The organism is Nocardia sp. NPDC003693 (genome assembly GCF_053981095.1).
The window spans coordinates 14117-40237 of the sequence record NZ_JBSFNO010000050.1 but is presented as its reverse complement, the minus strand read 5'-3'; the positions used below and the strand labels follow the sequence as shown (position 1 = coordinate 40237).

The window sequence follows — 26121 nt, the reverse complement described above, 5'->3', positions numbered from 1 at the left end:
GTACCGCGGTACGACGCACCGGGCGTCGCCATCGTCCCCGTGCCCACCGGGTCCCCGGACCCACTGGCACGAGGAGCTGACGCCGAGATGTCCGGCGAGAACCCGACCCAAGCCACCACCGCCTACCCGCGCGCCGATCTCGGCGTCGTGACCGGCCCGGTGTCCTTCCCCGAGCTCGAACAGCGCGTGCTCGCCTACTGGGCCGCCGACGACACCTTCCGCGCCAGCATCGAGAACCGTTCCGATGCAGCGGAATTCGTCTTCTACGACGGTCCCCCCTTCGCCAACGGGTTGCCGCATTACGGCCATCTCCTGACCGGTTATGTCAAGGATTTGATCCCACGATTCCAGACCATGCGCGGTAAGAAGGTCGAACGCCGCTTCGGCTGGGACACACACGGATTGCCCGCGGAAATCGAAGCCGAGAAGCAGCTCGGTATCACGGACAAATCACAGATCGATGCCATGGGCCTCGCGGAATTCAATGCCGCGTGCAAATCCTCGGTGCTGCGCTACACCGGCGAGTGGCGCAACTACGTCACCCGCCAGGCCCGCTGGGTCGACTTCGACAACGACTACAAGACCCTCGACCTCGACTTCATGGAGTCGGTGCTGTGGGCCTTCAAGTCCCTGTACGACAAGGGCCTGATCTACCAGGGCTTCCGGGTGCTGCCCTACAGCTGGTACGAGCAGACGCCGCTGTCGAATCAGGAGGCGCGCCTGGACGATTCGTACCGGATGCGCCAGGACCCGGCCGTCACCGTCGACATGGCGCTGCACGTGCCCGCCGAGCATCCCCTCGCGGCCCTGGACGGCGCGAACGCGCTGATCTGGACCACCACGCCGTGGACACTGCCCTCCAACCTCGCGATCGCGGTACACCCGGACGTCACCTACGTGCACCTGCGCGCGAAGGACGGCAAGCGCTACGTGCTTGCCGCCGAACGGGTCTCGCACTACGCGCGCGAGTTCGGCGAGGAGGCCGACGGTTTCGAGGTGCTGTCCGAGCACGCGGGCGCGGCCCTGGCCGGGCTGACCTACCGCCCGCCGTTCGACTTCTTCCTGGGGCACCCGAACGCGCACCGCGTCCTCGAGGCCGACTACGTCACCACCGACTCCGGTACCGGCATCGTGCATCTCGCGCCCGCCTTCGGTGAGGAGGACATGGACGTCGCCACCGCCAACGGCATCGAGATCGTGCAGCCGCTGGACGCCGGCGGCAAGTTCACCTCCATGGTGCCGCCGTACCAGGGCCTGATGGTGTTCGACGCCAACCCGGTCATCATCAAGGACCTCAAGGCCGCCGGAAAGCTGTTGCGGCACGAGACGATCGAGCACTCCTACCCGCACAGCTGGCGATCGGGCCAGCCGCTGATCTACATGGCGGTGCCGTCCTGGTTCGTGGCGGTCACCAAGTTCCGCGACCGGGCGCTCGAGCTCAACAAAGAGATCACCTGGGTGCCCGAGCACCTGCGCGACGGCCAGTTCGGCAAGTGGCTGGAGAACGCGCGCGACTGGAACATCAGCCGTAATCGCTTCTGGGGCGCGCCGATCCCGGTGTGGATCTCCGATGATCCGGCCTACCCGCGGGTCGACGTGTACGGCTCGCTGGACGCGCTCGAACGCGACTTCGGGGTGCGCCCGCAGGATCTGCACCGGCCCGGCATCGACGAACTGGTGCGCCCGAATCCCGATGACCCGACCGGGAAGTCGATGATGCGGCGCGTGCCCGAGGTCCTGGACTGCTGGTTCGAGTCCGGCTCCATGCCGTACGCGCAGGTGCACTACCCGTTCGAGAACAAGGAATGGTTCGAGGGCAACGGCGACGACAAGGCCGCGCACAGCCCCGGCGACTTCATCGTCGAGTACAACGGCCAGACCAAGGGCTGGTTCTACAACCTGCACGTGCTCTCGACCGCGCTCTTCGATCGCCCGGCGTTCAAATCGGTGGTGGCGCACGGCATCGTGCTGGGCGACGACGGCCTCAAGATGTCCAAGTCCAAGGGCAACTACCCGGACGTGAACGAGGTCTTCGACCGCGACGGCGCCGATGCCATGCGCTGGTTCCTGATGGCCTCGCCGATCCTGCGCGGCGGCAACCTCATCGTCACCGAGCGCGGCATCCGCGAGGGTGTCAGCCACGCGCTGCGCCCGCTGTGGAACGCCTGGACCTTCCTGGGGCTCTACGCCTCCGAGCCCGGGACCTGGCGTACCGACTCGGCCCATGTGCTCGATCGCTACATCCTGGCCAAGCTGGCCGCGACCCGCGACATCATGACCGACGCGCTCGAGGTCTTCGACATCGCCACCGCCGCCGAGGAATTGCGGTCGTTCGCCGACGCCCTCACCAATTGGTATGTGCGCCGGTCGCGTTCGCGCTTCTGGGAGGAGGACCGCGACGCGATCGACACCCTGCACACGGTGCTGGAGGTCGTGACCCGGCTGGCCGCGCCGTTGCTGCCGCTCATCACCGAGGTGATCTGGCGCGGGCTGACCGGCGGCCGGTCGGTGCACCTGACCGATTGGCCGAGCGCGAGCGAGCTGCCGGCCGATCCGGAACTGGTCGCGGCCATGGACGAGGTGCGCGTGGTCTGCTCCACGGTGCTCGGCCAGCGCAAGGCGCAGAACCTGCGGGTGCGCCTGCCGCTGTCGGAGGTCACCGTGGCCGCCGAGGACGCCGAGCGGCTGCGGCCCTTCGCCGAGCTCATCGCGGACGAGGTCAACGTCAAGAAGGTCGACCTGACCACCGATGTGGCCTCGCACGGCCGCTTCGAGCTGGTCGTGAACGCGCGCGCGGCGGGTCCGCGCCTGGGCAAGCAGGTGCAGACGGTCATCAAGGCGGTCAAGGCGGGGGAGTGGAGCGAGTCGGCGGACGGTGTTGTCACCGCCGCGGGGATCGCCCTGCTGCCCGAGGAGTACACCCAGCGCCTGGTGGCGGCCGAGCCCGATTCCACCGCCGCCCTGCCGGGCAATGCCGGTCTGGTGGTGCTGAATTCGGTGGTCACCGAGGAACTCGAGGCCGAGGGCTGGGCCCGCGACCTCATCCGCGATCTGCAGGAGACCCGCAAGTCGCAGGGCCTGGACGTCTCGGACCGGATCTCGGTGGTGCTCGAGGTGCCCGCCGAGCGGCTGGCCTGGGCGCAAACCCATCGCGATCTGATCGCGGGTGAAATCCTGGCCACCGCACTGACTTTCGGTGCGGCGGGCGCGGACGCGGTCGATATCGCCGGCGGCGTGCGGGCGGCGGTCAGCAAGAACTGACGCGTGTCACCGGGCGGGGCGGGGCCTTCGGGCTCCGCCCCGCCCGGCGTTCGCGCCACTCGTGGCGATGTCGCTACACAAAGGCAAGCGTGTAGCAATCTCCCCGTTATCAGTCAACCAGTACCGCATTTGTGCGGCTTTTGCAAGGTGAAATTCATCTCCGGGACACGCCGGAATTGGTCTTCTTGTGAAGCGTGTGACGTATGGGATAAACAGCTAACCAATAGCTATTTTTTGATTCCGTGCAGTTGCGAGTTGTACCGCTGAAGGGCGAGTCCAATGACACGAAGACTGCTCCGCCGGATCGGATCCCTGACCGTCGCCGCCTTGGCACTGTTGTCCATGGGCGCCCTCTGCGCCGGTGTCGCGCATCCGGACACCGGCTCCGCCTCGGGGTCGTCCTCGGGTAGCGGCAGCGGGTCGGCCTCCGGAAGTGCCAGCGGCTCGGCACAATTGCCGATCACCAGCCCGCGCGCCATGGCGGCGCTGGCCCTGGCCAACACCCAGACCGGCAAGCCCTATCTCTGGGGCGGGGTCGGCCCCGACGCCTGGGACTGCTCCGGCCTGGTGCAGTGGGCCTTCCGCAGCGTCGGCATCGACATGCCGCGCACCACCTGGCAGCAGGCCGAAGTGGGCCTCTCGGTCCCGTTCGGCGCGCTGCAGACCGGTGACGTCGTCATTCTCAACGGCGACGCCTCGCACGTGGGCATCTACGCCGGCGGCGGGCACATCTTCAACGCCCACAGTCCCGGTGTGCCGGTGGGGCTGACCCCGCTGTCGGAGTTCGACATCTACGACATCCGCCGGTTCTACTGAGTCCGGCTGCCGGGCAACGGCTCCGGGCTACTCGACCACCAGTTCCACCGGGATGTTGCCCCGGGTGGCGTTGGAGTACGGGCACACCTGGTGGGTCGCCTCGATCAGCGCCCGCCCCTGCTCGTTGTGCAGGTGCTCGGGCAGTTCTACGCGCAGCACCACCGACAGTCCGAAACGCCCGCCCTCGAGGGCGTTCAGTCCCACCTCGGCGGTGACCGAGGCGTCGTCGGCCTCGAGCTTCATGCGCTTGGCGACCAGTTGCAGCGCGCTGGCGAAACAGGCCGAGTAGCCCGCGGCGAAGAGCTGCTCGGGATTGGTGCCCGCGCCGTCGCCGCCGAGTTCCTTCTGCCGGGTCAGGGTCAGGTCCAGGATGCCGTCGTCGGTGAACGAGCGGCCGTCGCGGCCGATCGAGGTGGCGACGGCGGTGTAGATGGGGGCCATGATTCCTCCAAGTAGACAGACTTGTCTGTTCAGGTGCGTCCCCAGAGTAGACAGATCTGTCTGCTATCGTCAAGACCATGAGCGCAGCCCGCGAACGCCTCCTGGATACGGCCACCCGGCTCTTCTACGCCGAGGGCATTCACACCGTGGGCATCGACCGCATCATCGCCGAGGCCGGTATCGCCAAGGCCACGTTCTATCGGCACTTCAAGACCAAGGACGACCTGGTCGTCGCCTACCTGACCCGCGAATACGACCGCCAGCGCGGCGCTCTGGCGAACCTGCCGGGGGAGGGCCTGGCCAACATCGACGCCGTGTTCGAGCAGCTGGGCGCGATCAGCTGCGGGCCGGGATTCCGGGGCTGCCCGTTCCTCAACGCGGCGGTGGAGTTCGCCGACCCCGGGCATCCGGTGCGCGCGGTGGTCGACGACTACCGGGACTGGTTCCGTGAACTCATGGCCGAGCAGCTGCGCGCGGCCGGTCACGCGGATCCGGACCGGGCGGCGCGCGTGCTGTTGCTGGCCAGGGACGGTGTCGCGGTCAGCGGTGGGCTGGCCGACGAGGAGACCGTGCGGGCGGGCATCCGCGCCGCGCTCGCGCAGCTCGCCGCCCGCTGACACCCGCCGCGGTCAGACCGCGACCGTCTCCTCCATCTCCTCCTCGGCCGCGTCGTGTGCCCGCGCCGGCGTCGAATCCGGCTGTGCCACGGCCCGATTCGCGCCCGTGCGCCGCTCGGCCGCCGCCGCCGCGATCATGAGCACCACGCCCGCGCCGAACCACGCGACCAGGCTCCCCAGCCGCCCGGCGAAGCCGACGCCGTCGAAGTAGAGCAGGCTGCGCGCGCCCTCCACGAAACCCGCGCCGTTCCAGAAGCCGTGCAGCGCGCCGAAGAAGTCGTTCTGGAGCGAGGGCCCGTACACGCCACCGGAACTGGTGAAGTTCAGCATGACGAACAGCACCATCATGACCAGCGTGGTCCAGCGCTTCAGGAAGGTGTGCAGGCCGATGCCCACGGCCAGGATGCCCGCCGAGTACAGCCACGACATGGCCCAGATCGCGCCGAAGTCGTGATCGACGATGTGGAAGACCGGTCCGGCGATGGCCAGTCCGATCAGGCTCACCGCGAGCGAGGCCGCCAGGCCGAACGCCGCGCGCACCCGCATCGACAGGCCCGCCCCGGCCGCGCCGATCGCGGCCACGCTGCCGTAGGAGCCGATGCTGAGGGCGACGAGCAGGAAGAAGATGCCCTGCGCGGTCGGGTCGCCCGGCGCGGGCACGGCCACGTCGGTGACGGTGAGCGGGGTGCCCTGCCGGTCGGTGACCCGGTGGAAGACCGTTTCCACGGCCATGGCGGTGGTGTCCGACCCGGCGGTGGCGACCAGTAGTTCGGGCCGCTGGGCGTCGGGCACGTAGGCGCCCGCGATCTCGCGATCGCGCAGTTGCGTGACGGCCTCCTCGCGGCCCGGGACGGTGATGACGTCCAACGCGTGGCCGCCGGTGTCCTTCAGGGTCTGGGCCAGCACCTTGACCTGCGGCGAGTCGCCGACCACGGCGACCGCCAGCTGGTTGGGCGCGGGCTGGTGGAACGCGCCCAGGTAGGCCAGGCCCATGCCCAGGCACATGAGCAGCGGGGTCAGCAGGTGCAGGGCGACGTGCCGGATCTGCGGCGAGGCCATGTGTCACTCCAATGGTTGGTAAATACAACTATGCTTGGTTGTAGTCTACAACCATGGATTCCGAGGCGATATTTCCGCGGTCCGGCGACCGGGCCGGCGCGATCGAGGCGATCGGGCGGGAACTCACCGCGTTCGCCCGCCGGGCCCGGGGCCGGGCGGCCGAACTGCATCCGGAGTTGTCGCTGGTGGCGTCGAGCATTCTCGACCTGGTCATCGAACGCGACGGCTGCCTGTCCACCGAACTCGCCGGGCACTTCCACCTCGACAAATCCACCATGAGCCGTCAGGTCGCGGCCCTCGAGCGCCTGGGCTACCTGACCCGCGAGGTCGATCCCGGCAATCGCCGCAACCACGTGCTGCACGCCACCGCCGAGGGCCGCCGGGTCGCGCGCGCGGCCGCGCGCAGCCGGACCGCGGCGTTCACCGAGCGCTTCCACGACTGGGACGACGCGGACATCGCGCGCCTGGCGGAGTACCTGGCCCGCTACAACCGCGCCGATGAATGAGAGTGGGCCCCGGTATCGTTCGTGGGTCCGGGCGGATCGCCGGACCCGGTCCGTGTCCGGCCGCACCGGGCGGGCGGTGACCGGCGCCCACGCACGGGGGTCGGCAGCGGCCACGCCCGACTCGCGGCCCGCTCGCACCTACGCCGAGCCGTCGCGGCCGACCGGCGAATCAGGCCGCGGCGCTGGGAAATTGCGGACCGGTGGCGGGAAAATGCCGCTCAGGCGGGCAGATCCAGGCCCTTGGCGAGCACCGGCCAGGAGTCGCGCAGCGCGTCCTCCCAGTACCCCCACGAATGGGTTCCGGGCTGACTGATCTCGAAAGTCGCCGGGATGTCCAGCTGTTCGAGCTTGGTCTCCAGATTGCGGGCGCACCAGTCGCTGGCCGCCTCCAGGATCCCGCCGACCAGCAGCTGGCGCGCCAGGCCGCCGTCGAACGGGCCGAGGCTGCGGACATCGGCGATGTTGTCGTGCTTGCCGGGCAGCCCACTGCCGTTGGAGACGTAGATCTCCAGCCCGCGCAACGCCTCCGCGTGCAGATACGGATCGTTGGCGGCCCACAGCGGATCGCCTTCGGGGCCATACATGTTCACCGGATTGCCGCCGCCGATGGTGACCACCAGCTCGGCGAACCGCCGCCCGACGGGATCGCTGATCTGCGCGCAGCCGCTGTACGCGGCCACGGCTTTGTACAGCCCCGGCTTGGCGATGGGCAACTGCAGCACCGAGGTTCCCGACATGGACATGCCGATGATGCCGCGTACGCCGTTGGTGCCCAGCGCCCCGTCGATGAGGGGCGGCAGCTCTTCGGTCAGGAAGGTCTTCCACTTGTTGACCCCCAGGTAGGGATCCTCGGCCCGCCAGTCGGTGTAGTAGCTGAACGCGCCGCCGATGGGCATGACGACGTTGACGTTCTTGTCCGCGAAGAACTCCGGGGAATCGGTGTTGCGTTTCCAGGTCGCGGTGTCCTGGCCGCCGCCGGCGCCGTTGAGCATGTACAGCGCCGGGCGGGGGACCGAGGCGTCGGCGGGCCGCTGCACCTCGACGGTGAACACTTCGTCCATGGCCGCCGAGCGCACGTGCAGCACCAGGTTGCGCGCGTCGCGGATCTCGAAAGCGGTGATGGACGAGCCGTTTTCCGACACCGGCGTGGCCAGCAGTTGCGCGGTGCTCGTGATCGGGTCGCTCGTGCGGGGGGTCGCCACGGCCGGTGCCGCGCCGCCGGTGAGTGCGCCGACGAGGCATCCGACCGTTACCGCGACCGCCATGACTCGCCTGCCCACTGGGCGCACGACACCACTCCCTCTTGATCGGCGAACGTTTCCGCCCGGTTACATCGCTGTAGCCGCCCCGATGTTTCGGGTTTCGACGGATTTCGCTTCGGCGTGTATGCGCACCACTGACGCACTTGCGCCGAAACGCTTGCCGATCAGGGGTTTCTACTCCTCGACGAGCTGACGCAGCAGCGGGCCGTAGTCGGGATGGGCCAGCGCGGAGGCGAACTGGGCGACCAGGTAGTCGGCCGGGTTGCCGGTGTCGTACCACTTGCCGCGAATCACCTGGCCGTACACCGGGTTCTCGGCGGCGAAGATGTTGATGGCGTCGGTGAGATAGACCTCACCGGTGCCGTGGGTGTACCAATTGTCAACCTGGCGGCGCAGTTCCGCGATGATGCCGGGGGTGACCACGTAGCCGCCGATGGCCGCGTAGCTCGAGGGCGCGTCGGCGGGCTTGGGCTTCTCCTTCAGGCCGCTGATGCGCATCAGTCCGGCCTCGCCGTTCTCCTCCACCACCGGCACGCCGTAGCGCTGGGACTCGGACGGGTCCATGGGCATCAGCGCCAGCACCGGCGCGCCGGTCTTCTCGTACGCGTCGATGAGCTGCTGGGCGCGCGGCACCTCGGCGACGAACACGTCGTCGGGCCACAGCACCAGCATCGGTTCGTCGCCCAGGGTGCGTGCGGCGTTGAGCACGGGGGTGCCGTTGCCGTAGGGGCCGTGCTGATCCAGGTAGGTGATGTGACCCAGCCTGCTCAGGTTGCCGACCTCCTCGACGGCGTCGGCGTAGGCGGCCTTGCCGTCGGCGCGCAGCTGGGCGACCAATTGCGGGTTGGGGCGGAAGTGATCCTGGATCAATGACTTTCCGCTGCTCACCACAATCGTGATGTCGGTGATGCCGGAGGCCACCAGCTCGCGCACGGTGTGCTCGATGACCGGCTTGTCGCCGACCGGGAGCATCTCCTTGGGAATCGCCTTGGTCAGCGGCAGCAGGCGGGAGCCGATGCCCGCTGCGGGAATCACGGCCTTGCGAATCGTCATGGTCCGATCATCACACACCGGCGCGTTCGTACCTGTCGGTAGCCGGGCGTAGATTGCGGGCTGTGACTGCCGCCGCCGATTCGATCGATACTGGTCACGGTGTTGTTTCGGGGTCCGCCGGCGCCGCGGCGGAACCGCCACCCGCACGCGCGATTTCCCAGCGGACTCCCGGCGATCTCCCAGCCGCCCCGGTGCACCGCCCGGCCCGGCGCTGGGTTTTGCACATGGATATGGACGCGTTCTTCGCCTCGGTCGAACAGCTCACCCGCCCGACCCTGCGCGGGCGCCCGGTCCTGGTCGGCGGGATGGGCGGGCGCGGGGTGGTGGCGGGGGCGAGCTACGAGGCGCGGGTGTTCGGTGCGCGCTCGGCCATGCCCATGCATCAGGCCCGGCGCCTGGTGGGGGTGAACGGGGTGGTGGTGCCGCCGCGCGGTGCGGTGTACGCCGAACTCAGCTCGCAGGTGTTCGAGACCATGCGCACGCGGATACCGGTGCTCGAACAGCTCTCCTTCGACGAGGCGTTCGGCGAGCCCGCGGAGTTGTCCGGCGCGACACCGGCCGAGGTGCTCGACTTCTGCGAGAGTCTGCGCGCGCTGGTGCTCGCCCGCACGGGGCTGGTGGCCTCGGTGGGCGCGGGCAGCAGCAAACAGCTCGCCAAGATCGCCTCCGACATGGCCAAACCCGATGGGGTGCGGGTCATCTCGCCCGCCGAACAGCAGGGGTTCCTGGCCGCGCTGCCGGTGCGCAGGCTGTGGGGGATCGGCCCGGTGGCCGAAAGTCGTTTGCGCACGCTGGGAATCGAGACCGTGGGGGCGCTGGCCGCCCTGCCCGAATCCGAGGTGGCCTCGATCCTGGGCACGGGTATCGGGCCGACGCTGCACCGGCTGGCCCGCGGCATCGACGAACGCCCGGTGGCCGAGCGCGCGGAGGCCAAGCAGATCAGCGCCGAGACGACCTACGAGACCGACATCGTCAGCCTCGCCCAATTGCGCCCGGCCATCGAGGCGATGGCGGCGTCGGCGCATCGGCGGCTCGGCGCGGACGGGCGGGCCGCGCGCACGGTGGTGCTCAAACTCAAACGCGCCGATATGAGCATCGTGACGCGGTCCTCGACCCTGCCCTACGCGACCGAGGATCTGGCGACGCTCACCGCGGCCGCCCAGCGCGCGGCCGTGGATCCGGTGCAGTTGGGCCCGATTCGCCTGGTGGGCGTGGGTTTCGCGGGGCTGTCCGAGATTCGGCAGGAGTCGTTGTTCCCGGAGCTGGATCAGCGGGTGATCGTCGACGAGCCCGGGTCGGACGAGCCCGCGGTCGCGCCGAGCGCGGTGGAACCGGTGGCCGCGCCGGTGGCGCGTTCCTATCTGACGCAGTCCTTCTATCCGGGGCTGGATGTCGAGCATCCCGAGTTCGGGCACGGGTGGGTGCAGGGCGCCGGGCACGGGGTGGTGACGGTGCGTTTCGAGACCCGTTCCAGCGGCCCGGGCCCGGCGCGGACGTTCGCCGCCGCCGATCCGCTGCTCACCAAGGCCGACCCGCTCGGCAGCCTGCGCTGAACTCGGACAATGGGTGACTTTCGGACCAATAAGCGATTCATGAGGATTCGGACTGAAAGTGTCGCGGCACCCGCCGCGGAGGCGGTTGTTCACCCGCCGCGTGTGTAGCCTGGCCGTCGGGCAGCGTCGCCGGTCGATGCGCTGTCGTAGTCCAACGGACCTACTCGAACGCAAAGGACGAGCAGTTGAAGCTTCAGAAGACTGGACGTATCGCGATCGCCACCCTGGCCGTGGTGACCACCCTCGGGCTCTCCGCCTGCGGCAGTGGTGACAAGGAAACCAAGCCCGTCAAGACCACCACCGCCGCGACCACCGCCGCGTCTCAGAACTTCCCGCCGGCCCCGAGCGTGGCGGACCTCAACGCGCAGCTGCAGAAGGCCCTGGACCCGAGCGTTCCGAACGAAGAGAAGCTCGACATGATGCAGGGCGTCGAAGCCGATCCGACCCTGCCGCAGCGCCTGTCCGACGCCTACCAGCAGAACAACGCCAAGGTCGAGGTCACCGGCGTGACCGATCTGGGCAACGGCACCCTCACCGCGGACGGCCAGTTCTCGATCAACGGTGGCGCGCCGAACCCGGCGGTCGTGCCCTTCGTCGCCGAGGACGGCAAGTGGAAGGTCCAGAAGGAATGGATCTGCAACGCGTTGTCCCTGGTCAACCAGACTTCCCCGGCCTGCGCCTGATCCACCCGCTGCCGGACACGGGCCCGTCACTCACTGGAGTGACGGGCCCGTTCGTATCCGGGTGACGCCGGCCATGTTCGGCGCCCGGACCGGGCCGCGTCACCTTTGCCGATCATTCGACCAGGTCAGCGCGACCCGATCGTGACCGGGGCGCGGGTTCCCAGGATTCCCCCTTACTATCGGCGATCGTGACGGACGTGATGGAGAAGGCGGGGCGTGATTCCGCCGGGCGAGCCGGGCCCGAGAACGGGGCCGGGGCACGCACTGGATGGGAACGACCGCTGGCTCTGATCGCGGGTTTGATCGCGGTACTGGCCGCGGTGGCGGTGCCGTTGCTGCCGATCACCGTCGACTCCGCGACGCTGTCCTGGCCGCAGGACGACTCCGCGCGGAGTGTGGAGGCGCCGCTGGTCTCCTACGCCCCGCTGACTTTCGACGTGACCGTGCCGTGCGCGGCGGTGAACCAGCTCGCCACGACCGGCGGCACACTCGTGGCTACCGCTCCCGACGGCGCGCCGGACCTCGAGCGGTACGGCTTCGTGGCGCGGGTGACCGCGCCCGGGGTTGCCGGCGACGGGACGAGCGCCCCCGGCAAACTCGAAGCGGTACTGCAGAATCAGACGCTGCTGAGCGTGCCGCTCACCGAACTGCCCGCCGACTGCGCGCTCACCGTGCGGTCGGGCATGACGAGTTCGGTGGCCACCCTCACCGGATCCACCCTGACCCCGGTCACCCTGAACGGTGACTACCGGCCGCAGGTGGTCGGCATCTACAGCGATCTGACCGCGCCCGCGGGGACCGTGGTGAATTCGCAGCTGGACAGCCGCTTCTCCTCGCATCCGGGGCTGCTCAAGCGCATCGCCATCTGGACCGCGATCCTGGGCACCGTGCTCGCGCTGTTCGCGCTGTACCGGCTCGATCGCCGGGACGGCCGCGTCCGGCGGCGCTTTCTGCCCCGGCACTGGTGGACGATCACGCCGGTCGACGGCGCGGTCATCGGCGTGCTGGTGCTGTGGCACTTCATCGGCGCGACGACCTCCGACGACGGCTACCAGTTCGGCATGGGCCGCACCTCCATCGCGGCCGGCTACATGGCCAACTACTTCCGCTACTTCGGCGTCCCCGAAAACCCGGTCGGCACACCGTATTACGACCTGCTGGGGCAGATGGCGCAGCTCTCCACGGCCAGCCCGTGGATGCGCCTGCCCGCCCTGCTCGCGGGCATCGTGACGTGGCTGGTGATCAGCCGCGAGGTGATTCCGCGCCTGGGTGCGCGCGTGCGCCTCGACCGGGTGGCGGTGTGGACCGGCGCGCTGGGCTTCCTGGCGGTCTGGCTGCCCTACAACAACGGCCTGCGGCCCGAGCCGATCGAGGCGCTGGGCGTCCTGCTGACCTGGGTGTCGGTCGAACGCGCGATCGCCACCCGCCGGGTGCTGCCGTATGCGATCGCCGGGCTCATCGGCGCGTTCACCGTCACCGCCGGACCCTCGGGCATCATCTGTCTCGCGCCGCTGCTGGCCGGAATTCGGCCGCTGTGGCGGGCGGTGAACGTGCGCGCCACGGCCATGAGCGCGCCGGTCGCCCCGGGCGCGGGCGTGTTCGCCGTCCTGCGGGCGCGCGGGTTCAGCTATCTCGCGCTGCTCGCGCCGGTGGGCGCGGCGGGCGTGGTGGTGCTGGCGGTGGCGTTCGCCGATCAACCGCTCGCCGCCATGTTCGAGATGCAGCGGGTGCACGAGCTCGCCGAGCCGTACGTCAAGTGGTACAACGAATATCTGCGCTACCAGTACCTTTTCATGCCGACCATCGACGGTTCGGTGGCGCGTAAGTTCGGCATGTTCATGCTGTGGGCGGGCCTGATCGCGTGCGCGGTGGTGCTGCTGCGCAAGGGCGGGCGGATTCCGTTCACCGCGGCCGGGCCGGCCCGGCGACTGCTCGGCACCAGCGTCGGGGTCATGCTGCTGATGGCCACCACCCCGACCAAGTGGACCCATCACAACGGCGTCTACGCCGGATTGGCCGGTGCGGTGGCGGTTCTCGCCGCCGTGGCGGTCGGGCCGCGGGTCATGCGCTCGCCGCGCAACCGGGCGCTGTTCGCGGCCGTGCTCGCCTTCGTCATGGCCATCGCCTTCTCCAGCATCAACGGCTACTGGTACGTGTCGAACCACGGGATTCCGTGGAACGACAAGCCGGTGGTGCTGGCCGGGATCGGGCTGAACAATCTCTTCCTGCTCGCCGCGCTCGCGTTGCTGGCGCTGGCGGGCTGGTTCCACGTGCGCGCACCGGAACCGGTGGGCCCGCACCGCATCTCGCGGCGCGCCTGGCGGGTGGTGGCGCTGCCGCCGCTGACGATCATCGCCGCGTTCATGGTGCTGTTCGAGATCGCGTCGATGGCCAAGGGCGCGGTGGCGCAGTATCCGGCCTTCTCGCTGGCCAAGTCGAATGTCAACGCGCTGATCGGCAATGCCTGCGGGCTCGGGCACGAGGTGCTGGTGGAATCCGATCCGAACCAGGGCATGCTGGCCCCGGTGACCGGGGATGCCTTCGCCGCCTTCGGCGCCGAGGCCGTGGGCTTCGTACCCGGCGGCGTGGCAACGGATCTGACCGCGGACGACGAGGTGGATTCCAGCGCGATCACGACCGCGGTCACCGAGGAGGCCGACGAGGTCGCCGGAACGACAACGGCCGCACTGCCGTTCGGCCTGAACCCGGCCACCACGCCGGTGCTCGGCACCTTCGGCACCCAGGAGGCGACCGCCTCGCTCACCACGGGCTGGTACCACCTGCCCGCGGTCGCCGATCGCTCCGGGCTGATCGCGCTGTCCGCGGCCGGTCGCATTCGCTCGTTCGACAAGGACGGGATCGCCTCGGGCGGGCAGACCGTCGAGATCGAGTACGGCACGGCCGATTCCGGCGGCGCGCTGCGTCCGTTGGGCCGGGTGACGCCGATCGACATCGGCCCGGTGCCGACGTGGCGCAATCTGCGGGTGCCGTTCACGGACATCCCCGCCGAGGCCACGGTGATCCGGGTGCTCGCCACCGACACCAGCCGCGACGGCAAGCAGTGGGTGGCGCTCACCCCGCCGCGCATGCCGCGGACCCGCACGCTGCAGGACGCGGTCGGTTCCACCGCGCCGGTGCTGCTGGATTGGGCGGTGGGACTGCAGTTCCCGTGCCAGCGGCCCTTCGACCACCGGTACGGCATCGCCGAGACCCCGGAGTACCGGATCCTGCCCGATCGCGGCGGGGCCAAGGACACCAACAGCTGGCAGGGTCACGCCGGCGGCGGCCCGCTGGGCTGGAGTCACATGCTGCTGCTGGCCCAGACCCAGTCCACCTACCTGAACAACGCGTGGCGCAGCGACTGGGGCGAGCTCCAGCGCTTCATCCGGATCGATGACACCGCGATCCCGGCCCGCCCCGCGGTAACCCCCGAAACCCGTTCGGGCACCTGGAGTCCCGGGCCGATCAACGTGAAGGGCTGGCAGTAATACCCGAACCGCGCCCGTTCCGGAGGGAGCGGGCGCGGTGCTGCCGAGTCGCGGTGCTGCCGAGTCGCGGTGCTGCCGAGTCGCGGTGCTGCCCGGCGCTACGGTCCGGCTTCGCCGCGGAGTTTGCGGACCTGGGCGACGGTGAGGGCGGTCAGTTGCTGGGGGTCCGGCTCCGTCGCGCCGGACATGGCGATCTGGACCACGGTGGGGCCGACCAGGGCCAGGCTCACGGCCGAGTGGAGGGTGAAGCCCTGGCTCGTGGTGACCACGCGGTAGGCGGTCGCGGCGTCGCCGGCGGCGGGCTGGTCGAGGCCGCCCACCCGGAACTCGATCGTGGCCGACGGGTCGGCGGCGTCGGTGCCGGAGAAGCTCGCGCAGTCGCGCAGCAGCGTCTGCACGGCGGTGAAGGCGCGGGCCGCGCCGTCCCCGGCGTAGGCGGCGGCGTCGATGTCGATACTGGCGAAATCCAGTCCGCCGAACGTGGCGGTCGCTCGCGAGGCCGCGTCGGGGGCCTGCTCGGCGACGGGCGCGAGCACCTTCGCGCAGCGCGCCGGATCGGTGTTCGAGCCCGACCCGCTGCTGCTGCCCACGGCCGGATCGGGCAGGGCCGCATACCCGTTCGGCAGCGCCTTCGCGTCGAGGATCGCCGCGCGCAGCGCGGGAGAATCGGGAACCGGACCCCCGGCCGCCGCCGTGGGCGGCGTCACCGCCGGGCCCAGCGGCGGGACCGCGGGCGCGGCGTCGTCCTCGCCGCAGGCGGCCAGCGTCAGCGCCAGCACGCCGGTGAGCGCCGCGACGGTGGTGCGGGCGCGCGGGATCGCGCGCATCGTGCCCGGTGTGGTGTTCACGCGCCCCACTGCACCTGCGTCCGAAGCGTCTGGCGCAGCGTCACATTGCTGTGCGGGTCCCGGTAGGTCTGGTTGCCGCCCACTTCGACCGAGCCCGAAACCGGCAGCGGCAGGCCGAGATCGACGGTGATCACGCCGTTGCCGTGCATGAGGTAGTCCATGATCTCGAGCTGCCCGGCCTCGTTGGGCAGGTGCCACACCGTCGATTTCGGGGTCTGGGTCACGTCGAGGGAGATGGTGAGCAGGTTGCCGTCGCGGTGGGTGAGCGTGGCGGTGGTGACCTGCTCGAGCGGCACGCTGCCCGAGACCTGCTGGCGCACGGTCCACACCGCGCCCTCGCCGACCGGCTCGTCCGGGAAGGCGATGGACTGGTACACCGCCTGATAGAACGCCTGCTCCAGGGCGGCGCGCGCGGCGTCGGAGGTGGCGGGCTTGGGGGCCATGCGCAGCGCGGTGATCGCGCCCATCTCGCTGATGTCGAATCCGGCCCGCGAGCCGTCCGCGGTGAGCAGTGCCTGGGCCAGGGCGGGATCGGGAGAGGTGACGCTGCCCAGGGTCAGCTCGACGCCGTCGGTGCCGGCCTCGGCGGTGAAGGGAATGGTCACCCCGGGCGGTGAGAAGTCGCGTACCGCCTGGGAATTGATCTGCTGTTCGATGTGGTGATCGGTGCGGAGGGTGACCTGCTGGGTGGTGCCGGTCTCGACCAAGGGCCGCAGCCGGGCCCGGGGTTCGGCGCCGGCGTCGACGACGGTGGTGGTCACCGCCGCGATGGGCATGGTCACTTCGTTGCCGATGCCGACGATCGGTTCGGCGCCCTCGCCGTCGGTCGTGGTCTCCGACCCGGCGCTACACCCGGCGCTGAGCGCCGAGAAGGCGACGGCGAGCACCATGAGCAGCACACTCGATCGAGGATTCCGATGACCCGGGCGCGTTCGGCCGGTGTGGCCGGAACAGCGTGCGGTGGCAGGCGCCGAGCTGGGGGATGAAGACAACACCGTCACGTCGAACAGGTTACGGCCACTTCCTGAAAATCAGCTGGGATGCCGGTGCGCCCGGGCGCCGCGGCCTTCGCACCCCTCGCAGCGCGTACCGAACGGCCCGTTCGCACGCCGAGCGCGGGGGCGGCAATTGCCATAGGGAATGATGTCAAGGGTGAGTACCGACCGGCCGCGCGAATCCGGCGCAGACGAACCAGACGAGTCGCCCGGCGACAGCGCGCCCCGGAGCGGCGCCGCGGACCCGGCCCCGGCGGCCGGAACGACCGGCTCCGAGCCCGCGTCGCTCGCGAAGGATTCCGGTGTGGACGCCGCGACGGCGAGCGCCGATGACCCGGAGACGGCCGATCGGGATACGGCGGTTGACGCCGCCGAGACCGACGACGCGCCCGCGCGGCCCAAGCGACTGCGTACCGTGCTGGCCCTCGCCGCCGTCCTGCTCGGCCTGGACCTGTTGACCAAGATCATCATGGTGGCCCAGCTGACGCCCGGCGAACCGGTGTACCTGATCGGCAAGACCGTTCGCTTCACCCTGGTCCGCAATCCCGGGGCGGCCTTCTCCATGGGCGGCACCGGCATGACCTGGCTGCTGACCCTGATCGCCACCGCCGTGGTGATCGGCGTGATCCGCATCGGCAGCACCCTGCGTTCGCTGCCGTGGGCCATCGGCCTGGGCATGGTGCTCGGCGGCGCGCTGGGCAACCTGGTGGACCGGCTGTTCCGCTCGCCCGGCCCGCTGCAGGGCCACGTGGTGGATTTCGTGGCCGTGGGCTGGTGGCCGGTGTTCAACGTGGCCGATTCGGCCATCGTCTGCGGCGCGATCCTGCTGGTGACCCTGACGCTGTTCGGCTTCGAACCCGACGGAACCCGCATGCAGCACGCCGAGGGCGAGAAGGAGGAGAAGACCGCATGAGAGAGACCCGCAGTATGCCGGTGCCCGACGGCCTGGACGGCATGCGCGTCGACGCCGGCCTGTCCCGGCTGCTCGGCCTGTCGCGCACGGCCGTCGCCGCCATGGCCGAGGACGGTTCGGTCCAGCTGGACGGGGTGGCGGCGGGCAAGTCCGACCGGCTCAGCGCGGGCTCCTGGCTCGAGGTCGAATTCCCCGAACCCAAGCGCGAACTCGTGGTCGAGGCCACCCCGGTCGACGGGATGAAGATCCTCTACGCCGACGACGACATCGTGGCCGTGGACAAGCCGGTGGGCGTGGCCGCGCACACCGGCGTCGGCTGGAGCGGGCCGACCGTGGTGGGCGGACTCGCCGCCATGGGATACCGCATCTCCACCTCCGGCGCGCACGAGCGCCAGGGCATCGTGCACCGCCTGGACGTCGGCACGTCCGGGGTCATGGTGGTGGCGCAGTCCGAGCACGCCTACACCGTGCTCAAGCGCGCGTTCAAGCAGCGCACCGTGGACAAGCGCTATCACGCTCTGGTGCAGGGGCATCCGGATCCCAGCAGCGGCACCATCGACGCGCCGATCGGCCGCGCGCGCGGCAACGACTGGAAGTTCGCGGTCACCGCGGACGGCCGCCCGAGCGTCACCCACTACGACACCGTCGAGGCGTTCCAGGCGGCGAGCCTGCTCGACATTCACCTGGAAACCGGTCGCACACACCAGATTCGGGTGCACTTCTCCGCGGTGCGGCATCCCTGCTGCGGTGATCTGACCTACGGGGCGGACCCGCGCCTGGCCGAACGGCTCGGGCTGGAGCGGCAGTGGCTGCACGCGCGCCAGCTCGGGTTCAACCATCCGGCCGACGGCCGCTGGGTCGAGATCACCAGCGAGTACCCCGCCGACCTCGAGCACGCCCTGGACGTGCTCCGCGCGCACTAGTGCGGACCGGCGATCGGCGGCGGGTCGTGATCGCCGCCGCCACAGCGGCTTTCGCCGCCTTCGTCTACGGGCTCGGGGTGGCGGTGCCGCCCCGGGCCGCGGTGATCGCCACCGATCGGCTCGGCCCGGAAAACGGGGAGCCGGTCGCCGAGTACCTGGCCCGGGCGAGCGCGTCGCTCGCGGGCGCCGATACCGATCGGCACTGGGCGCTGCTGTCCTTCACCGCGGGCATCACCGCCGACCGTATTCCGGAATACGCCGGGGGACTGCGTATTTCGGAGGTCACCTACCACGTTCCGCTGGACCGGGTGCGCACGCCGATCGTCACCGTCGCGGTCCCCGCCGGTGACGAGGCCGCCCGCGCCTCGGTGAAAGCCGCCGCGTACCAGGTGGAGTACCTGTCCCCGCTGGACGCGCGCGCCGTGCGCGTGAACGCGATCACCGCGTCCCGGCTGCGCGCGAACTGCGCCTGCGTGGTGGGCCTGGTGGTGCACGGGACCCTGCCCGAACTGCGCGCGCTGGCCACCCGGCCCGGGATCCGCGCCGTCGAAGCGCTGCCCGCCGACGCGCCCGCGGGCGTGTTCGCCCTGGTGCCCCTGCTGCCGGAATCGGACCTGCTGGCCGAGCCCGGGCCCGACGACGGCGTACTGCCGCCGGACTGACCCCGCCGCCGCCCCGCCCGGCTCGCGTCCGGGTGGTAGCCGGTGCGACGCACCCGGACGGGTGTCGAAAGCCTGTCGGGCGCCGTCTTTCTCGATCGATACCGACTCGCTGCCGCGGGCGGGCCCCCGATTGCCGTTTTGCCCGATATGCATGATTCGCGGCGATGTCATTCGATCGAATCGTGTATTCGGTAGTCCGCATTACCGACCTATCACGAGCAGATGTCGACGCCCGGAAAAGTTTGCTGGCGGCGAAATTTGGTTTGCTGAAACCCCTTGGCGCGCGCCCGTATTCGATACCGGAAGGTATTCTTTTCCCGTCACCGGGGGAAATGAGAAGTGGCGCCGTAAATCTCGGGCAAATGCCGTGTGTCGCTACCGGCACATGTGTAGCGTCCTGAAATCGTAAAGTCTTACAGCGCGAGTGGTGATCAGTGATCGGTATTGACAGCTGTCTCAAACGCATCATGGATATCCCCGGTGCGCGGAGTGTGACGCTGGTCGACGCGGCGAGTGGTCTGTCCGTGGCTGCCGCCGGTAGTCACGACCTTCTCGACCAGCACGAGGACGCGGCCAGCACCACCGAGGTGGTCCGGGCGGTACTGCAGTGCCCGGCCCTGATCAACAGCGCCTACGGCGACGACATCACCGAGATCATTGTCTGCGGCAGCGGCGGATATCACCTGCTGAATCTGGTGAACGGCGACTACGAGGGCCGGCTATTCGTGCACGTGCTCTTCGACGACGCCACCGGCAACCTCGGCATGGCCAGATTCCGGATCCGCGGCCTCCTGTCCGAATTGGTCGATGGTGATCATGAGCGGTGAACTCGCCGTGGAATTGCGGCGGCTGGAGCAGCAGGGCAGCACGGGCGTGCTGCGCACCGGCGACGGCGCCTTCCATCTGGCCGACGGCGCGATCACGCGCGCCGACTGCCGTCGCACCACCGGCCTGGATCGCCTCGTCATCGAGGCGGGGGTGGCCACGGCCGAGGACTGGCGGGCCGCCGAGGGCGGCGACAGCGGATCGCTGCTGACCCGGCCGCAACTGGAGACCCTCGCGGTGCTGTCGGTCTTCGACGCCGCCTACTTCCTGCTGTCGAATCCCGCGGTCCCCGAGTTCCGCCCGACCCCGCCGAACTGGCTGGCCCCGGTCTGCCATCTCACCCCGCGCGCCATCGTGGACGAATGCGCGCGGCGCGGTGATCCCGAGGCCGGGCCCTGGCCCGCGGCCCTGGTCGATCGAACGCCGGTGGTCCCGGTGCGCCGGATGCGCACCCAGCGGGTGGTCCTGACCGGCGGCCAGGCCGAGGTGCTCGCGGCCGCCGACTCCCGGCGCAGCATCACCGGGATCGCACATGAATTGGGCCGCACCACCTTCGGCTGCCTGGTGGCGGTGCGCGATCTGACCGCGGCGGGTCTGATCGTGCCGCCCGTGCAGTCCGGGGCGCGGCCCGCCCCGCTCGTCATGACCGATTCGGTGGTGGTCACCCCCGTCACCGCACCGGCGGGTCTACCCCGGCGCCGGTCCCGCCAGTCCGCGGCGGTGACCGCCGCGGAGCGCTGGCAGCCGGTCGATCGTGACGTCCTCGTGCGCGTGCGCGCGGCCCTGGAAGAGCTTGCGTGACACCGCGCAGGAGATCGTTCGGAGAATTGATGGGAAGGTTGACCAAGGTGGCGATGTCCGGACCCGAACCGAACACGGTGTTACCGGCACAGCTCAAAGCATTACGCACGCGGGTCCCGCAATTGACCGGGGCGCTGGTGGCATCCACCGACGGCCTGCTCATCGCGCACGATCTGCCCACCCACATCGAGCCGACGGGTATGGCCGCGCTCAGCGCCTCCCAGCTCGCGCTCTCACATCGACTGGCCACCACCGCGCACGGCGGCAATTTCCGCGAAGTGGTCGTGCGCGGCGAAGGCGGCTACGTGGTGATCTACGCGGCGGGCTGGACGGCCGCGCTCATGGTTCTCGCGGGCCCCGAGGCGAACGTGGGCCGGCTCCACCTGGAGTCGCGTCCGGTTGCCCGCACCATCGCCGACCACCTGTCGGCGGCGAACGACCTCGGAAAGCACCAGAAGAAGAACACCGATTGAAAGGAACGCCATGTCCAACATGGATATCGCGCTGAAGGACATGATGGTGATCGACGGGGCCGTCGGCGCCGCCGTGGTCGACTACAACAGCGGTATGGCCCTGGGCCTGCTCGGCAGCTCCAAGGCGCTGGACCTGCAGGTCGCCGCCGCGGGCAACACCGAGGTGGTGCGCGCCAAGATGCGCACCATCGAACAGCTCGCCCTGAACGAGGAGATCGAGGACATCCTCATCACCCTCGGCAGCCAGTACCACATCATCCGCCCCATGACGGGCCGCAAGTCCAAGGGCCTGTTCCTGTACCTGGCCCTGGACAAGGTGCGCGCGAACCTGGCCCTGGCCCGGCACCGGCTCAAGGGCATCGAAGAGGATCTGGAGGTCTAGCGAACCACCACCACGCGGTTACCACCCGGAACCCGGGCGGTCACCGCGGTGGGGGCCCCGTTCGTCGTATCGCCGTCGCTCCCCGCCGGCGGGCGTGAGAGATTGGTGCGCGAGCACTGATCGCGAAAGGGGATGGGGTCCGATGGATTTGACGACCGAACAGGCCGATCGGGCGGCGGGGGTGCTGCTGGGCACGGCGGCCGGGGACGCGCTCGGCGCGGGCTACGAGTTCACCCATCCCGGCCCGGATCGCGTCATCGACATGATCGGCGGCGGCGCGTTCAAGTGGGCGCCGGGGGAGTGGACCGACGACACCTCGATGGCCATCGCGGTGGCGCGCGCCCTGGTGGCGGCCGGAAACCTGCACGAGCCCAGCGGATTGGACGCCGCGGCGGCGGAATTCGTGGCGTGGTGGGATTCCAAGCCCGTCGACATCGGGCATCAGACCTCGCAGGTGTTGCAGTGGCGCAGCACATCCGGGCGCGACATGCAGATTCGCGCCCACGAGCTCGGCGGCCTCACCGCGGGCAACGGCTCGCTCATGCGCACCGCTCCGGTGGCCCTGGGCTACCTCGGCGACGAGACCAGTTGCGGGCGGGCCGCGGCCCTGATCAGCTCGCTCACCCACTACGACCCGCAGGCCATGCAGGCGTGCACGCTGTGGTCGCTGGCGATCCGGCACGCGGTGCTGCACGGGGATTACGCCGGTGTGCGGCAGTCATTGTGGGCGGTGGACGCGGACTTCTGGGAGCCGCTGCTCGATGCCGCCGAACACGGCACGCCCGCCGACTTCCCCAAGAACGGCTGGGTGGTGCACGCGCTGCAGACCGCCTGGTGGGCCATCACGCACGCCGATTCCCTGCCCGCCGCACTGGAACTGGCGGTGCGGGCGGGCGGCGACACCGACACCACCGCGGCCATCGCGGGCGGGCTGCTCGGCGCGCGCTGGGGCGCGTCGGCCATTCCCGAGCGGTGGATCGCTCTGCTGCACGGGTATCCGGGGCATCGCGCCGAGGATCTGCGCAATCTGACGGATCTGATCCTCGCACGCTGAGCGGGCCCGTGCGCCCGGGCGCGGGCGTCAGTCCGCCAGCCGGACCACGCCGTCCAGGTACCGGCGGCAGCGCCCGGACAGCCGCACCCGGTCCGCCGCCAGCGAACAGCGCAGTGCCCCACCGCGTTTGGACAGCTGCCGGGCGGTCAGCGTGGTGCGGCCCAGCTCGCGGGACCACAGCGGCGCGAGCTGCGCGTGCGCGGAGCCGGTGACGGGATCCTCGGGCACGCCCACCCCGGGCGCGAACACCCGGGACACGAAATCCGTCTCCTCGCCCAGGGCGGTGAGGATGGCCGCCCGGCCGAGCGCGGGAAAGGCCGCGAAGTCCGGACGGGCGTCGCGCACCTCGTGTTCGGCGGTGAGCACCAGCACCACGTCGGTGCCGTCGTAGGCGCGCAGCGGCCGCACGCCCAGCGCGCTCGCCAGCATGCGCGGAATGTCTTCCCGCACATCGATTTCCACCGAGTCCACCGCGGGCAGGTCCAGCACCAGGTCGTCGCGATCGCGATCGACGCGCAACCATCCACTGCGGGTGTAGAAGTGCACGCGATCCGCGCCCGGATGCATGTCGTCCAGGATCTGGGCGGCCGCGGCGAGGGTGGCGTGCCCGCACAGGTCCACCTCCACCGCGGGGGTGAACCAGCGTAGGTGGAAGGCGGGCGAGTTGTCCGGCGCCGCACCGGCCTCGGACGGCAGGGCGGAGGTGTAGAAGGCGGTCTCGGCCAGGTTGTTCTCCTCGGCGAGCTGCTGTAGCAGCTCGTCCGGGAGCCAGGACAGCAGTGGCATGACCGCCGCCGGGTTGCCCGAGAACGGTGCGTCGGCGAACGCGTCGATCTGGTGCAGCAGGACCTCCATGCGCCCCAAAGTACCCCGCGCGTCAATGACAGCCCCGGACAAGACAGTTCACGGCGAGCCGGAACATGCGACCAGTACGCGTTTAACGCGGAACGGCGGTGCACCGGTAGGGTGCACCGCCGTCCGGTCCCAGGAACCGTTCCGTAATCAGCCGGGCGTCAGGGCTTTTCGCCGGGGGAGGTGGGCAGCAGGTGCGGATCCTCGCCCTGCAGCTTGGCGCTGACGTACCACGCCACCTCCACCAGCACGATGCCGATCGCGCCCAGGATGCACGCCCACGTGGTGAAGGCGGCGTTGGTCGGATCGAGCTTGAAGAACTCGCGGGTGAACGGCAGCGCGAACAGAATCAGGTAGCCCACAACCGATCCCGCGACGAGCAGCACCTTCCACCACACCCACGGCCGCGCCACGATCGCCAGCACCCAGACCGCGATGATCAGCAGCGTGATGAGCGCGGTGGTGCCCGCCTGCACCTTCTGGGTCTCGGTCGCGTCGGGGCCCTGGTACGACATCAGGTACGAGATGAAGGTCATGACGCCGATGACCAGACCGGACGGAATCGCCAGTCGCATGACGCGCCCGACGAATCCGGTGCGCGCGCGTTCGTTGTTCGGCGCGAGCGAGAGGATGAAGGCCGGGATGCCGATGGTGAACCAGGCCGCGATCGTCACGTGGCGCGGCAGGAACGGATAGCCGATGGCCTCGTAGTGGAAGATCTGCGAACCCACGCCGGCGATGCCGACGAGGAAGGCCAGCACCACCGAGTACACGGTCTTGGTGAGGAACAGGTTCGAGACCCGCTCGATATTGCCGATCACCCGGCGGCCCTCGCCGACCACGTACGGCAGGGTCGCGAACTTGTTGTCCAGCAGCACGATCTGGGCCACCGAGCGGGTGGCCGGGCTGCCCGAGCCCATCGCGACGCCGATGTCGGCGTCCTTGAGCGCCAGGACGTCGTTGACGCCGTCGCCGGTCATCGCGACGGTGTGCCCGCGCGACTGCAAAGCGCCGACCATGGCCCGCTTCTGGTCCGGGCGCACCCGGCCGAAGACGGTCTCGTGCTCGAGCACGTCGGCGAGTTCGTCACGATCACTGGGCAGTTCGCGCGCGTCGACCGCGTGCGCGCCGCCGGTGAGCCCGAGCGAGGAGGCCACCGCGCCGACCGATACGGCGTTGTCGCCGGAGATGACCTTGGTGGCCACGTGCTGGGACGCGAAGTACTCCAGGGTGTCCTGGGCGTCGGCGCGAATTCGCTGCTCCAGCACCACCAGTGCGGCCGGGGTCACCGTGCCGGGCGCGTCGGCGGCGTCCACCGGCCGGTCGCTGCTCGCCAGCAGCAGCACGCGCAGCCCCTGCGCGCCGATCTCCTCCGCGGTGGCCGCGATGTCGGTTCCGGGCTCGAGCAGCACGTCGGGCGCGCCGAGCAGCCAGTTGCCGTGCTCACCGAAGGAGAACCCGCTCCACTTCTTGGCCGAACTGAACGGCGCGACGCCGCTGGGCCGCCAGCCCGGGTTGTCCGGCAGCGCCTCGGCGATGGCCAGCACACTGGCGTTGGGCCGCGGATCGTTGGCCGCCAGCGCCGCGAGCACCTGCCGCAGATCCTCCGAATCGTCAGGGACGCCGCCGGATTCGCCGTTCATCGACAGCGCCTCGCCGACCCCGTTCCCGGTCACCGGCCGAATCTCGCCCAGCCGCATACCGTTCTCGGTCAGGGTGCCGGTCTTGTCCGCGCACACCACGTCCACGCGCGCCAGGCCCTCGATGGCAGGCAGCTCCTGCACCAGGCACTGCCGGCGGCCGAGCCGGACCACGCCCACCGCGAAGGCGATGGAGGTCATCAGCACCAGGCCCTCGGGCACCATGGGCACCAGCGCCGCGACCATGCCGTTGACCGCGGGCCGCCACGACTCCCCGCTCGAGACGAGCTGGTTGTAGATCGACAGGATGCCCGCCGGAATCAGCAGGTAGGTAATGACTTTCAGGATGGTGTTGATGCCGTTGCGCAGTTCGGAGTTGACCAGGGTGAACTTGCTGGCCTCGTCGGCGAGCTTGGCCGCGTAGGCGTCCTTGCCGACCTTTGTCGCCCGGTACGCGCCGCTGCCGGAGACCACGAAGCTGCCCGACATGACCGGCGCCCCAACGCTTTTGTCGATCGGATCGGCCTCGCCGGTGAGCAGCGACTCGTCCACCTCGAGCAGTTCGGCCTCGATGACCTCGCCGTCGACCACGATCTGATCGCCGGGGCCGAGTTCGATGACGTCGTCGAGCACCACCTCCTGCGGCGCCACGGCCTGCGACCTACCCTCGCGCCGGACCATCGGCTGGGCCTGCCCGACGATGGCGAGCTGGTCGAGGGTCTTCTTGGCGCGCACCTCCTGGAAGATGCCGATGGCGCTGTTGGCCACGATGAGCAGGCCGAACATGCCGTCGATGATCGATCCGGTGGCCAGCACGAGAATGAACAGCACGCCGAGAATGGCGTTGATTCGCGTGAAGATGTTGGCCCGGACGATTTCCCGGACCGAGCGGCTGGCCCGCTCGGGTACGTCGTTGGTGAGCCCGTCGCGGCGGCGTTGTTCGACCTCGGCCGAGGTCAATCCGGTCGCCGGTGGGCTCGCGGCCTGCGCAGTGATCGACATGCCGACAGCCTA

Annotated in this window: 23 protein-coding genes; 15 read left to right on the top strand and 8 right to left on the bottom strand. The window is 69.9% G+C overall.

Annotated elements, in window-relative coordinates; genetic code table 11:
- Positions 1–87 precede the first annotated feature (87 nt).
- Both ileS and ACWDOP_RS34935 read left to right on the top strand, forming a co-directional pair.
- The gene (ileS, locus tag ACWDOP_RS34940; protein ID WP_456348488.1) at positions 88–3261 is read left to right on the top strand and encodes an isoleucine--tRNA ligase; all 3174 of its coding nucleotides are present in this window, start codon (positions 88–90) and stop codon (positions 3259–3261) included.
- 279 nt (positions 3262–3540) lie between these two features.
- Positions 3541–4077, top strand: coding sequence for a C40 family peptidase (locus ACWDOP_RS34935; RefSeq protein WP_456348487.1), 537 nt, complete (start codon positions 3541–3543; stop codon positions 4075–4077).
- Positions 4078–4104: 27 nt separating this feature from the next.
- Here the strand turns inward: ACWDOP_RS34935 and ACWDOP_RS34930 are convergent, their stop codons facing one another.
- On the bottom strand, positions 4105–4518 hold the full coding sequence (locus tag ACWDOP_RS34930) for an organic hydroperoxide resistance protein (RefSeq protein WP_456348486.1): 414 nt from the start codon (positions 4516–4518) through the stop codon (positions 4105–4107).
- Positions 4519–4595: 77 nt separating this feature from the next.
- Here ACWDOP_RS34930 and ACWDOP_RS34925 point away from each other — a divergent pair, with 77 nt between their 5' ends.
- The gene (locus tag ACWDOP_RS34925; RefSeq protein WP_454203695.1) at positions 4596–5135 is read left to right on the top strand and encodes a TetR/AcrR family transcriptional regulator; all 540 of its coding nucleotides are present in this window, start codon (positions 4596–4598) and stop codon (positions 5133–5135) included.
- 12 nt (positions 5136–5147) lie between these two features.
- Here the strand turns inward: ACWDOP_RS34925 and ACWDOP_RS34920 are convergent, their stop codons facing one another.
- Complete coding sequence (locus tag ACWDOP_RS34920) at positions 5148–6194, bottom strand: hypothetical protein (protein ID WP_456348485.1); 1047 nt, start codon at positions 6192–6194, stop codon at positions 5148–5150.
- Between the two features lie 53 nt (positions 6195–6247).
- On the opposite strand from ACWDOP_RS34920, the gene ACWDOP_RS34915 reads away from it, so the two are divergent.
- Positions 6248–6700: a MarR family winged helix-turn-helix transcriptional regulator gene (locus tag ACWDOP_RS34915; protein WP_456348484.1), complete on the top strand. Its 453-nt coding sequence runs from the start codon at positions 6248–6250 to the stop codon at positions 6698–6700.
- Positions 6701–6918: 218 nt separating this feature from the next.
- On the opposite strand, the gene ACWDOP_RS34910 is transcribed toward ACWDOP_RS34915, so the two are convergent.
- Both ACWDOP_RS34910 and ACWDOP_RS34905 read right to left on the bottom strand, forming a co-directional pair.
- Positions 6919–7965: an alpha/beta hydrolase gene (locus ACWDOP_RS34910; protein WP_456348483.1), complete on the bottom strand. Its 1047-nt coding sequence runs from the start codon at positions 7963–7965 to the stop codon at positions 6919–6921.
- A gap of 171 nt (positions 7966–8136) precedes the next feature.
- Positions 8137–9015 (bottom strand): UTP--glucose-1-phosphate uridylyltransferase, encoded by an 879-nt coding sequence (locus tag ACWDOP_RS34905; RefSeq protein WP_454203699.1) that lies wholly within the window; start codon positions 9013–9015, stop codon positions 8137–8139.
- 224 nt (positions 9016–9239) lie between these two features.
- Between ACWDOP_RS34905 and ACWDOP_RS34900 the strand changes: the two genes are divergently transcribed.
- From ACWDOP_RS34900 to ACWDOP_RS34890, 3 genes are all read left to right on the top strand, one after another.
- The gene (locus ACWDOP_RS34900; RefSeq protein ID WP_456348482.1) at positions 9240–10568 is read left to right on the top strand and encodes a DNA polymerase IV; all 1329 of its coding nucleotides are present in this window, start codon (positions 9240–9242) and stop codon (positions 10566–10568) included.
- A gap of 185 nt (positions 10569–10753) precedes the next feature.
- Positions 10754–11251: a hypothetical protein gene (locus tag ACWDOP_RS34895; RefSeq protein ID WP_454203700.1), complete on the top strand. Its 498-nt coding sequence runs from the start codon at positions 10754–10756 to the stop codon at positions 11249–11251.
- 200 nt (positions 11252–11451) lie between these two features.
- Positions 11452–14739, top strand: a complete 3288-nt coding sequence (locus ACWDOP_RS34890; RefSeq protein WP_456348497.1) for an arabinosyltransferase domain-containing protein — start codon at positions 11452–11454, stop codon at positions 14737–14739.
- Positions 14740–14837: 98 nt separating this feature from the next.
- Here the strand turns inward: ACWDOP_RS34890 and ACWDOP_RS34885 are convergent, their stop codons facing one another.
- Positions 14838–15587, bottom strand: a complete 750-nt coding sequence (locus tag ACWDOP_RS34885; protein ID WP_456348481.1) for a hypothetical protein — start codon at positions 15585–15587, stop codon at positions 14838–14840.
- On the bottom strand, positions 15584–16477 hold the full coding sequence (locus ACWDOP_RS34880) for a hypothetical protein (RefSeq protein WP_456348480.1): 894 nt from the start codon (positions 16475–16477) through the stop codon (positions 15584–15586). The genes ACWDOP_RS34885 and ACWDOP_RS34880 overlap by 4 nt, the downstream gene beginning before the upstream one ends.
- Positions 16478–16886: 409 nt before the next feature.
- Here ACWDOP_RS34880 and lspA point away from each other — a divergent pair, with 409 nt between their 5' ends.
- The 8 genes from lspA (at position 16887) to ACWDOP_RS34840 (ending at position 22615) form a co-directional block, all read left to right on the top strand.
- On the top strand, positions 16887–17495 hold the full coding sequence (gene lspA, locus ACWDOP_RS34875) for a signal peptidase II (protein ID WP_456348496.1): 609 nt from the start codon (positions 16887–16889) through the stop codon (positions 17493–17495).
- Positions 17492–18418, top strand: coding sequence for an RluA family pseudouridine synthase (locus ACWDOP_RS34870; RefSeq protein ID WP_454203704.1), 927 nt, complete (start codon positions 17492–17494; stop codon positions 18416–18418). The genes lspA and ACWDOP_RS34870 overlap by 4 nt, the downstream gene beginning before the upstream one ends.
- A 26-nt stretch (positions 18419–18444) precedes the next feature.
- Positions 18445–19080 carry a hypothetical protein gene (locus ACWDOP_RS34865; RefSeq protein ID WP_456348479.1) on the top strand — a complete coding sequence of 212 codons (636 nt, stop codon included), beginning with the start codon at positions 18445–18447 and terminating at the stop codon, positions 19078–19080.
- A 467-nt stretch (positions 19081–19547) separates the two neighbouring features.
- The gene (locus ACWDOP_RS34860) at positions 19548–19907 is read left to right on the top strand and encodes a hypothetical protein (RefSeq protein WP_456348478.1); all 360 of its coding nucleotides are present in this window, start codon (positions 19548–19550) and stop codon (positions 19905–19907) included.
- Positions 19897–20706: a hypothetical protein gene (locus ACWDOP_RS34855; protein ID WP_456348477.1), complete on the top strand. Its 810-nt coding sequence runs from the start codon at positions 19897–19899 to the stop codon at positions 20704–20706. Before ACWDOP_RS34860 ends, ACWDOP_RS34855 begins: the two co-directional genes overlap by 11 nt.
- A 29-nt stretch (positions 20707–20735) precedes the next feature.
- On the top strand, positions 20736–21179 hold the full coding sequence (locus tag ACWDOP_RS34850) for a roadblock/LC7 domain-containing protein (protein WP_456348476.1): 444 nt from the start codon (positions 20736–20738) through the stop codon (positions 21177–21179).
- Between the two features lie 10 nt (positions 21180–21189).
- Positions 21190–21561 carry a hypothetical protein gene (locus ACWDOP_RS34845; protein ID WP_354987260.1) on the top strand — a complete coding sequence of 124 codons (372 nt, stop codon included), beginning with the start codon at positions 21190–21192 and terminating at the stop codon, positions 21559–21561.
- A 142-nt stretch (positions 21562–21703) separates the two neighbouring features.
- Positions 21704–22615: an ADP-ribosylglycohydrolase family protein gene (locus ACWDOP_RS34840; protein WP_456348475.1), complete on the top strand. Its 912-nt coding sequence runs from the start codon at positions 21704–21706 to the stop codon at positions 22613–22615.
- A 27-nt stretch (positions 22616–22642) separates the two neighbouring features.
- On the opposite strand, the gene ACWDOP_RS34835 is transcribed toward ACWDOP_RS34840, so the two are convergent.
- Entirely contained in the window at positions 22643–23470 is an 828-nt protein-coding gene (locus ACWDOP_RS34835) for a PhzF family phenazine biosynthesis protein (protein WP_456348474.1), read from the bottom strand.
- A 158-nt stretch (positions 23471–23628) separates the two neighbouring features.
- Entirely contained in the window at positions 23629–26109 is a 2481-nt protein-coding gene (locus ACWDOP_RS34830; RefSeq protein ID WP_456348473.1) for an HAD-IC family P-type ATPase, read from the bottom strand.
- Positions 26110–26121: the final 12 nt, after the last annotated feature.

Coding starts and splice junctions, on each gene's coding strand:
- ACWDOP_RS34910 (WP_456348483.1), bottom strand. CDS start 7,965: ATGGCGGTCGCGGTAACGGTCGGATGCCTCGTCGGCGCACTCACCGGC.
- ACWDOP_RS34855 (WP_456348477.1), top strand. CDS start 19,897: ATGAGCGGTGAACTCGCCGTGGAATTGCGGCGGCTGGAGCAGCAGGGC.
- ileS (WP_456348488.1), top strand. CDS start 88: ATGTCCGGCGAGAACCCGACCCAAGCCACCACCGCCTACCCGCGCGCC.
- ACWDOP_RS34880 (WP_456348480.1), bottom strand. CDS start 16,477: ATGGTGCTCGCCGTCGCCTTCTCGGCGCTCAGCGCCGGGTGTAGCGCC.
- ACWDOP_RS34890 (WP_456348497.1), top strand. CDS start 11,452: ATGGAGAAGGCGGGGCGTGATTCCGCCGGGCGAGCCGGGCCCGAGAAC.
- ACWDOP_RS34870 (WP_454203704.1), top strand. CDS start 17,492: ATGAGAGAGACCCGCAGTATGCCGGTGCCCGACGGCCTGGACGGCATG.
- ACWDOP_RS34920 (WP_456348485.1), bottom strand. CDS start 6,194: ATGGCCTCGCCGCAGATCCGGCACGTCGCCCTGCACCTGCTGACCCCG.
- ACWDOP_RS34830 (WP_456348473.1), bottom strand. CDS start 26,109: ATGTCGATCACTGCGCAGGCCGCGAGCCCACCGGCGACCGGATTGACC.
- ACWDOP_RS34915 (WP_456348484.1), top strand. CDS start 6,248: ATGGATTCCGAGGCGATATTTCCGCGGTCCGGCGACCGGGCCGGCGCG.
- ACWDOP_RS34835 (WP_456348474.1), bottom strand. CDS start 23,470: ATGGAGGTCCTGCTGCACCAGATCGACGCGTTCGCCGACGCACCGTTC.
- ACWDOP_RS34840 (WP_456348475.1), top strand. CDS start 21,704: ATGGATTTGACGACCGAACAGGCCGATCGGGCGGCGGGGGTGCTGCTG.
- ACWDOP_RS34935 (WP_456348487.1), top strand. CDS start 3,541: ATGACACGAAGACTGCTCCGCCGGATCGGATCCCTGACCGTCGCCGCC.
- ACWDOP_RS34925 (WP_454203695.1), top strand. CDS start 4,596: ATGAGCGCAGCCCGCGAACGCCTCCTGGATACGGCCACCCGGCTCTTC.
- ACWDOP_RS34845 (WP_354987260.1), top strand. CDS start 21,190: ATGTCCAACATGGATATCGCGCTGAAGGACATGATGGTGATCGACGGG.
- ACWDOP_RS34930 (WP_456348486.1), bottom strand. CDS start 4,518: ATGGCCCCCATCTACACCGCCGTCGCCACCTCGATCGGCCGCGACGGC.
- ACWDOP_RS34900 (WP_456348482.1), top strand. CDS start 9,240: ATGGATATGGACGCGTTCTTCGCCTCGGTCGAACAGCTCACCCGCCCG.
- ACWDOP_RS34850 (WP_456348476.1), top strand. CDS start 20,736: ATGGGAAGGTTGACCAAGGTGGCGATGTCCGGACCCGAACCGAACACG.
- ACWDOP_RS34905 (WP_454203699.1), bottom strand. CDS start 9,015: ATGACGATTCGCAAGGCCGTGATTCCCGCAGCGGGCATCGGCTCCCGC.
- ACWDOP_RS34860 (WP_456348478.1), top strand. CDS start 19,548: ATGGATATCCCCGGTGCGCGGAGTGTGACGCTGGTCGACGCGGCGAGT.